We start from the raw sequence: 8,830 nt of genomic DNA on the forward strand, positions 1-8,830 counted from the left end.
GGTGACATACATAGTCGCATGCAATGCATCCTCTTTATCTCTTAAAGAGGCAAAAGCATTTCTTTCCGCATGAAGAGTCCCACATTTCTTGTGATACCCCTCTCCGACAATAACATCCCCCTTAACGATCACTGCCCCCACCAAAGGATTAGGATGCGCATATCCTTCTCCTAGCTTCGCTAAAGAGATAGCACGTCTCATATAATAAGCATCATCTTTTTTCATAGTCTTTTCTCCTAAAAAAAGGCCCCACTGCATGTGGGGCCATTCAAATATCGACACTACTCCCGTATAAACAAAAATTCCGAACATTTCTGTTCGGAACATTTTCTACACAAAAAAGTATGACAATAAATATCACTACTTGTTCTTCTTCCATCCAGACTGTACTGTCGGCATCGGAATTTCACCGATTCATGCATAATGCTCGCGGGCTTTACCGCCGGTAGGGAATTTCACCCTGCCCCGAAGATATTTAATTCTATAATTAAGGATAATATACTTATATGTATTCGTCAATGTTTAAGTTTTCTTTTTGAATGAAGTACGACCATAATAGAAGTAACTGCTATTAGTAGACCTACCACGAATATATCTAAATTGAAATAATCTACTTCTTCATGACGCATAAAATTACCAACTACTGCATTCGTATTAAATAAAAGAGCAACACCAATAAAAGCAAAAATAGTTCCAATAATACTTGCATCTTCCAGTTCCTCAGCAGATGGTCTTGGATACTTCTTTTTATGAATAATGAAGAGTGGAATTGTCACTAAAAACAATACTCCTGAAAGCATAAAATTATGCATAGAAGATGTTAATGCACTTTTTGGTGAATACATATGAACGTCTTTATTATCACGGCTTACCCACACTTTAGATAAGTTTTCATCTGGCTTTTCGATAAGTCCCTCTTCTTCACAATAATAATCTTTACCATCAATAAAGGTGTAGTGAATAGTACATGAATATTCTGTTCTTATTCTTTTTCCAGCATATCTTCTCGTGCTCTTTACATCCGCAATATAACCTGGAACACGAATAAAATTCTTGCTGTAGGATGCTCCTTGATAATTTAATATTCCTATAAAAAGCATAAATAATGCAAATCCCAAAACAATTAAGTGCAAATACTTTTTGATATTTTCTAGTCCAAAACGTCCTATAAGATTACAAGCTATTGCACATGCTATAAAGATGATAAAAAGTATATTTTGCATCATAGTATTTCCCTCGTTTTCCTAAACAATAAAGTAATAAATCAATGAGCTAAAAACAAGCAAGGTGATAATACCAAAGATAAGAAGTATTATTCCAATTGTATTTAACATCGTAGAATGCCTTGAGTTCTTCCCTGTAAGTGTTAAAACAATTCCTGAAATAAAGGTTGTAATACCAACACTTCCAATTCCAAGAACAACACATAATAATGCAATAATTGCAGCAAAGCAGATAAATAAAAATAACATGATCACAAACATTGATAAAATTGCCATCTCATTCCCCCCAAAAATAGATTCCCAAAATACATACATTTATCGTACTATCCCTTGAATTATGATGCAATAAAAAAAGACATGATCATTTGATATGTACCCTCTTTACTGGACAATGTAAAGTTCAGTAAGGAGGGTACATTTCATGTAATAACACACGGCTCAGGTCTTATTCTTTTATTCAAACTCCCTAGTCCCAGAATTGTTTCTCGTGTGAAATACTAGTAAATTCAATGTTCCTATTATTTTATCTTCCTCGAAACACCTTGTATTTCCTGTATTTTTCGAAAAAATAGAATCATTTTAGAATCACGAGAAAAGCTTCCGTGATTCTAAGAGTGGCTTCTTTCTCTCTAAAAACACTCTTCATGTGACGAATATTTTTGACATCATTCGTCTAAAAAATGGTATAACCAAACCCTTCCACAAAGGTAGTGTATTTGTTTACAAAGCGAAGAATCAAACTAAGAATGATTACAAACAATACAGATGATATGCACTTTGTGACAATCTTATTTTCCTGTGTTGGTATTTAATCCTTGTATTCATCCAGTTCTTTTACCTTCTCCTGTATCTTTGGTGGGTAGTTATATAGAATCTTAATCGGTTTTCTCGACATGATGTAAACCATCAATGAAAAATCAAACATAATACAATACTCTCAATTACTAATAGCAGATTTTCCCCTCACAATCGATGTTTTTAGCAAGTTGACTTTTAGCGTTCATTACGACAAACTTAAATTTATCTTGCTGCGATTTGTTTTTATCTTAAGTATTTTTTCATTTTATCAAGAGCCATATTTTCTGTCTATGTAACTATTGGCAACGCATCACCATCTTCTACATACTCGCTTTAATTATCTGTTTTACTTCATCTTTTGATAAAACTTTGTATCCACCTTCAAGAATAAGAGTTCCTTCAGTAATTCCATCAATCATATCTTCAGTCACACCCAATTCGGATAATTTTAATGCAACGCCAATCTGCTTCATCCAATTTTCCATTGCCTGAAGTCCTTCCTCTGCAATCTGCTCATCAGTCTTTCCTTCTGCACAAATTCCCCAGACTTCTGTTGCAAATCTTTTAAATTTATTCAGGCCATAAGGCATAATAAATCTATAATATGGTATCGATACCGCAGATAAAGTCATGCCGTGTGTTGCATCAGTATAGGCTCCTACTGACTGTCCTATCATATGAACCATCCAATCTGTCGTTTTACCTCTTGAAATAAGAGTGTTTAATGCCCATGTTGCTGTCCACATAATATTAGAACGCGCTTCATAATCTTCAGGATTTTCGATTGCAATTAATGAACTGTGAATCACTGACTTCATCAATGCCTCTGCTATATAGTCGCTTGTGTTATCATCATCGCCGGAAAAATACTGTTCACAAATGTGATTGAAGATATCATAAATACCTGCCACCATCTGTCTCTTTGGCAATGAGAATGTATACTTCGGATTGAGAATAGAAAACTTGGGCATGACCTCTTCACCAAATACATGACCTATTTTAAGTTTCTGTTCATGATTTGTTATAACAGCTCCGGCATTCATTTCAGAACCTGTACCTGCCATTGTAAGAATACATCCAACAGGAACTATTTCGCATGTAGGTTCTTCAAATCTGATATAGTACTTATCCCATGGATCTTCATCACAATTTACAGATACTGATACTGCCTTTGCGTAATCACAGCAAGAGCCACCGCCCACTGCAAGCAATAAATCTACATGATTTTCTTTTGCAAGTTTAACACCCTCGTTCAGTTTTTCAACAGTAGGGTTTGGCATAACACCGGCATCTTCAATTACATTCTTTCCATTATCTTTAAGAATCTGAATAATTTCATCATAAAGTCCGTTTTTCTTTATTGACCCCCCACCATAAATGAGCTGAATATTTTTTCCATACTTTGGTAATTCCTCGTTTAAGTATTTCAGAGAGTCATCTCCAAAATAAAGTTTTGTCGCATTTTTGTAACTAAAATTTCCTAACATTGTTTATACCTCCATTTATTTTAATTCCAATTTTAATATTACATTTTTATTACTCAATAATGATTTCAATTCTGATTCTGATAAGTTGATTGTCCCAAGCCTCGTGTAATCCCATGTATTCGAACCATAAAAGATTACAATCTGATTATCAGAATACAAAACGATATCTCCTGGTCTTGTAGTGATGTTTTTATCATTGTTTGGAAGAGTCTTCCCAATAGAACCGACCTGTTCAAAACCACCATACTTAGACATCTTAATTACTATCGATTTATCTTTCAGCAACTCTTTCAATGCTTTTACCGAATCATTATCTTTCCACGTCACTGAAACTTCTTTACCATCTATAGTCGTAACTATCTGTTTATTCATCATTTCTATATCACCGTTATTCTTCTTGGATTTATTTGCTTTTACAATGACTGTTACTTTGCATTTAAGTTTCTTCTTACCTACCTTAGCAGTAATTATACTTTTCCCTGCTTTCTTTCCTGTGACGACACCTTTTTTGTTTACAGTGACAACACTTTTCTTAGAAGACTTCCATGTTACTTTTTTCTTTGTACCTTTAACTTTTAACTTGTAACTTTCTCCAACATGAATCGTCACTTTAGTCTTATTTAGCTTCACCTTTGCTGATGTCTTGGCATTCCCTAGAGTTAGCAAAATGACAACGGACAATAACATCATAAGTATTATTTTCTTACTTTTCATCTTAACGCCTATCCCTCCTTGTCAGTTTCCCATGACAGGATACCTGTTTTAACAGCCTCCTCATATCTTGAGATTTTAAAGTTAAGTCTGTCCATGGTAGCCTGATATTTGTCGAGTTGCTTTTGAACTTCATTCTTTGTCTCCATCAACAAATTCTTTCTGGCTTCTAACGTTTCATCTCCCTGCTGATAAAGTTTTACGTATTCAATCAACATTTCTACCGGGACTCCTGCACTTCTCATGCAGACTGCATTTTCTACCCACGCAATATCTTCTTCATTGTAATCTCTGATTCCACCCGGAGTGCGATTCACTTCAGGAATGACACCTACTCGCTCATAATACCGTAATGTATCCGGTGTGATATCAAACTTTTCACATACCTCTTTAATCGTCATTTAAGCTCCCTCCTCGTTATGGATTTGCCCTGCAATTACCTTTGTTGAATCAATTATACTAATTGGAGTTAACTCCAAGTCAATAGTTTTTTGCAAAATTAAAGAACCCCAGAAATCATTCTGAGGTTCTCTCTTTTTAAAGGGCTTGTGGCCTATATTTTCTTGTTTTGGAACTATTCAAACTCATTAATTCTGAAAATCGCAATGTAGTTATCTATAACAAGCTGCTTGTATCCTTTTCCGGCATATCTTCCAACAAGTCTATCCTGATGAGACTGCGGAAGTTCTGCTAATCCAAGAATTTCTTTTTTAATTCGACTGACTTGACCTTCTGCATTTTCAGGAGCTAGCTTTTCATGTGCAATATAAGCATATATATCTTCAATATCTCTATATGCTCTTTTCATCAATTTAACTTGATACTTATCCAAAATACTTTTTCTCCAATTCCGAAAAAGCCACTTCGGCATCAATAGCTTCCCCTGTTTCCGCAAATTCCTGTTCTGCCTCAAAAATAGCCTGATCGATACGATTTTCCCTAGCAAACCAGTCATAATATTCCGAACTCATTACTACAAGATCGCTATATCCGTTCTTTGTAAAATGAATTGGTTCTCTATTCTTGTGCGCTAATTCTGATACTTTACTTGTATCTCTTAAATCTCTAATTGGTAAAATTATCGGCATAGATAACACCTCCTATATGTAAGTATAGTGTAGCATAATTATGCTGCGTTATAAATCAATCTCTACATATCTTGCATACTATAAAAGCATTGGAAATACCCCAATGCTTTTATACCATTTTATTCAATTTTTACAAGCTGGGCATCATACTTTCACGTCAACATTCTTTCCAGCGGGTTCCGTTACAGTTCCAGTACTTACCAAAGCCCCCTCTGACACAACATCAATGGAAACATGCTCGCTCGTTGTTCCTTCAGTTGTAACAATGCGAACACCCTCCGTTGCTTCTGTTGTTTCGGTTGCACTTGCTTCTGCAGCCTTTTCGATTCTCTCTTCTGCCGCCTCTTTTTCGGCTTTCTTCTTCTCGGCAGCTTTCTCAGCTTTCTTCTTTTCAGCAGCCTTCTCAGCTCTCTGTACTTCCTGATCTTCCTTAGCTGCCTTCTTTAGATCCTCGTTCGCTGTAGTCAGTGTATTTATTGTTGTTTCTGCAAGTTCTGACGCTTTCTTTTGTAGTTCATCAAGTTCTTCCTGCTTCTTCTTAGTATCGCCACCTCGCGCACTGTCCAATTTAATCTCCGAATCAAGGACACCGGCGTGACCATCCATCCGACTCTTAACAGCAGACTGGACATGTGCAATCTGCCTTGATGTATTCGCTGACAAAAGCGCCCCAGTCATAATACTCGATAATGCCATATTCTCGTCCTCCTTTGACCATCAAACATGAAATCCGTTTCATTCGATTATGACGGGATAGATATACTTATCTAATCTCTTTTTCGGAAGCAGGAAAACACATATAAACCCCTATGTAGTGAACGGCAGGTTTATTGATGTGAACGGTAAGCCTTACCCCGGGATCATCATCAAAGCCGTAAAGATCACCATATTCTTTTCCTGCTCTAGCTGAATGGTGCCGTAGTATTTCTCTGTGATCCGCTTCATATTCATAAGCCCATACCCGTGGCTCTTCTTATCATCCTTAGATGTCTCAGGAAGCCCGGTCTGTGGATTCAGCGTCATTTTCCCAGAGAAACTGTTCTTAACCTGTATCAGATATGCGTTATTATTCTTCCATGCCTTTACCTCTATCCTCGGATTATTGCTCTCCGATGCCGCCCTGATAGCATTTGACAACGCATTATTCAGGATAACTCCGATATCTACGGATTCAACCTTCCCGCTTGACGGATAGTGGAAGTTCTGGATGAAATCTATCCCAGTTTCCTCAGCCTCACGTCTCTTCTCCGAGATTACAATATCCGTTACCGGATTACCGGTCTTTGCATTGATTTCGGGCATAGGGAAGCCGTTCTGCCATTCATTAAGATAGGTTACAGCTTCATCTGTATTGCCCTTTTCAAGCAGATTCCCCAAAACCATGATATGGTCGTTGATATCATGCCGGATGCCACAGATATCGGAATACAGAGTTTCTATCGTATGTACATGCCCGGACAGTTCCTCCACCTGCTTAGATACAAGGGCATTCTGAAGAGCATCTTCCTGTGATTGCTTCATCCTCTGATATGAGTACATGACTGTAATCGTGGCAAGAAATGCTATTATTCCAAATAAAGCGCGGATCCCGTCATAAATCGGATAGTTATTCCAAACATATACTCCGGTTTCGTTTACATACGCATCTGACAAAAACGAGCAAATCCAATATCCTGCAATAATCGCAACATACGGAGAGGCAAGCAACGTCAGTTCTCTCCAATCCATCTGTTCATTCTTTCTGACATATACCTTTTCCGAAATAAATATTTCCAAAAACAGAAGTATATTCTCTATAAAAACAAGTAAAACCAGAGCAACTATAAACCAAGCAAATTGCTTTTCTTGGACATTCATCATCTCTCTTGCATATGTAAAATTGCTAATTAATTTCCACGGCAAAGCTGCAATCGCCTGAGCTATCCATAGGAACATATATATTGTCATAGAAAGAAAGACCTTCTGCGAAATATTCCTTCTATCAAAGATCATTGATGCTACAAACACCGCAATGATTCCTACAATATAAGCCACTGCTCCGGGCATCGGAAACGGAATCAGATAAAGGATAGTCATTGCCGCAAAAAACACTATCCCCACCAGGAATGCTACCTTCTTTTTCATTACATAGGGGATATAGAACCTTGCAACAAGGATCGCACTGACAAACAACCCCGCTATTGCAGATATCGTACTGGCTATATCCCACATTCTTTCCATATTCATGAATCAATCCTCCTGCGGCTGTATTCCAGATAGGCTTTCAGGAATCCCTCGTATTCCCTTCTTGATATGGGTATATTGTCGCCGCTCTTCAAAGTTACTGATGTACGGTCATACCTCTCCACATATTTCAAATTCACAAGATACGACCTGTGGATACGGTAGAAATCCTTCCCCACAAGGCTTTCAAGCACAGATAACTGTCCGTAATACTCTATGCTCTCATTTTTCATGTGAAGGATGGTCTTTCGGTCATATACCTCCGCATATAAAAGCTGGGACAGATTCACCCTTATATGCGATGTACCTGACTGGATTTCGATATACTTATCATGCTTACCGGATTCTGCCCCGGATCTCTCCAAGGCCTTCACCGCATTTTCAAGCACTTCCTTAAGTTTCTCATCTGCTACCGGCTTCACAAGGAAGTGGAACGCATGAAAATCAAAGGAGTTGAATACCTGGTCTTCCTCACCTGTAATAAAGATCAGTATCTTTCTCCAATCCTTGTCCCGTAATGTCCTCGCCACATCCATACCGCTCATTCCCGGCATTTTGATATCAAGCAACAGAATATCCGGCAATATATCCGCACCAAGTAATTCCTCCCCGGATGCATATGTTAGGATCTCTGCACCGGGGAAGATTTTCCCAACTTTCTCGGCAAGGATGGAATATATTCTTTTTTCATCATCACAAATAGCAATTCTCATGATATCCCTCCAAATGGGTATACTTTAACAACATTATAAATCATTCTGCGGTATCATTGCATATGGCGCCCTGCTTCGGCCGCTTTTGCGGAGCTAAACAGCCGCGTTGCGTAACGAGCGGCCAGTATTCTTTTTTTATTTAATCCTATGTTATTCCTCATAATGATGTTATATCCTTTTATCTTGTATTCCTGATATTCGCCATCCTCATCAATAACCCTTATTTTCATCGGGGTTATCTTCCCATCACGGGAAGGCTGGCATATAACATCAATGGGTTTTAGTTCTGCTGCCATAATACCTTCACCTCTCCTGAAGATATTGCGGAACGTATTTTCGATTTTGTAAAGAAGTATAGAATCGCAACATAGGAATAAGCCAACACACATAATAATCTTTTGTTTTTCACAGCCTTTTGGATGCAATTAGTTTTCTTAAATGATATACTTAAATAAAGTTATCTTCTTTCAATTTATAGTAATCTCGGACTGAGAAGGTAGAGTCAAAAGTTTATGAAAAACTTGATGAATGACAGATTTCAGGGATCGATGAACGATGCGATATCATTCATGTAGTATTAAAATTGA

General features: G+C 37.4%; 11 protein-coding genes, 1 pseudogene and 1 riboswitch. All 12 genes and pseudogenes read right to left on the minus strand.

The window, feature by feature from the left end:
* Positions 1-225, minus strand: a pseudogene (locus tag T513_RS0109050) (bifunctional diaminohydroxyphosphoribosylaminopyrimidine deaminase/5-amino-6-(5-phosphoribosylamino)uracil reductase RibD); the annotation flags it as partial.
* Between the two features lie 138 nt (positions 226-363).
* Positions 364-477: riboswitch (FMN riboswitch) on the minus strand.
* 38 nt (positions 478-515) lie between these two features.
* Positions 516-1,226, minus strand: coding sequence for a DUF3592 domain-containing protein (locus T513_RS0109055; protein ID WP_031589841.1), 711 nt, complete (start codon positions 1,224-1,226; stop codon positions 516-518).
* 18 nt (positions 1,227-1,244) lie between these two features.
* The gene (locus T513_RS0109060) at positions 1,245-1,499 is read right to left on the minus strand and encodes a hypothetical protein (RefSeq protein WP_031589842.1); all 255 of its coding nucleotides are present in this window, start codon (positions 1,497-1,499) and stop codon (positions 1,245-1,247) included.
* 842 nt (positions 1,500-2,341) lie between these two features.
* Positions 2,342-3,508 carry an iron-containing alcohol dehydrogenase gene (locus tag T513_RS0109065; RefSeq protein WP_029071332.1) on the minus strand — a complete coding sequence of 389 codons (1,167 nt, stop codon included), beginning with the start codon at positions 3,506-3,508 and terminating at the stop codon, positions 2,342-2,344.
* A 15-nt stretch (positions 3,509-3,523) separates the two neighbouring features.
* Positions 3,524-4,222 carry a cyclophilin-like fold protein gene (locus T513_RS12445; protein WP_201783608.1) on the minus strand — a complete coding sequence of 233 codons (699 nt, stop codon included), beginning with the start codon at positions 4,220-4,222 and terminating at the stop codon, positions 3,524-3,526.
* Between the two features lie 8 nt (positions 4,223-4,230).
* Positions 4,231-4,620 (minus strand): MerR family transcriptional regulator, encoded by a 390-nt coding sequence (locus T513_RS0109075; RefSeq protein WP_029071334.1) that lies wholly within the window; start codon positions 4,618-4,620, stop codon positions 4,231-4,233.
* Positions 4,621-4,793: 173 nt separating this feature from the next.
* Complete coding sequence (locus tag T513_RS0109080) at positions 4,794-5,051, minus strand: type II toxin-antitoxin system RelE/ParE family toxin (protein WP_031589844.1); 258 nt, start codon at positions 5,049-5,051, stop codon at positions 4,794-4,796.
* Complete coding sequence (locus T513_RS0109085; RefSeq protein WP_031589845.1) at positions 5,044-5,307, minus strand: type II toxin-antitoxin system Phd/YefM family antitoxin; 264 nt, start codon at positions 5,305-5,307, stop codon at positions 5,044-5,046. The genes T513_RS0109080 and T513_RS0109085 overlap by 8 nt, the downstream gene beginning before the upstream one ends.
* Before the next feature lie 144 nt (positions 5,308-5,451).
* The gene (locus T513_RS11790) at positions 5,452-5,874 is read right to left on the minus strand and encodes a hypothetical protein (protein ID WP_155266087.1); all 423 of its coding nucleotides are present in this window, start codon (positions 5,872-5,874) and stop codon (positions 5,452-5,454) included.
* Between the two features lie 282 nt (positions 5,875-6,156).
* The gene (locus tag T513_RS0109095; protein ID WP_031589846.1) at positions 6,157-7,533 is read right to left on the minus strand and encodes a sensor histidine kinase; all 1,377 of its coding nucleotides are present in this window, start codon (positions 7,531-7,533) and stop codon (positions 6,157-6,159) included.
* On the minus strand, positions 7,530-8,243 hold the full coding sequence (locus tag T513_RS0109100) for a LytR/AlgR family response regulator transcription factor (RefSeq protein ID WP_031589847.1): 714 nt from the start codon (positions 8,241-8,243) through the stop codon (positions 7,530-7,532). Before T513_RS0109100 ends, T513_RS0109095 begins: the two co-directional genes overlap by 4 nt.
* A gap of 53 nt (positions 8,244-8,296) precedes the next feature.
* On the minus strand, positions 8,297-8,539 hold the full coding sequence (locus tag T513_RS0109105; protein WP_031589848.1) for a hypothetical protein: 243 nt from the start codon (positions 8,537-8,539) through the stop codon (positions 8,297-8,299).
* Positions 8,540-8,830: the final 291 nt, after the last annotated feature.

This window comes from Kandleria vitulina DSM 20405 (assembly GCF_000702065.1).
Lineage (GTDB): Bacteria > Bacillota_I > Bacilli_A > Erysipelotrichales > Coprobacillaceae > Kandleria > Kandleria vitulina.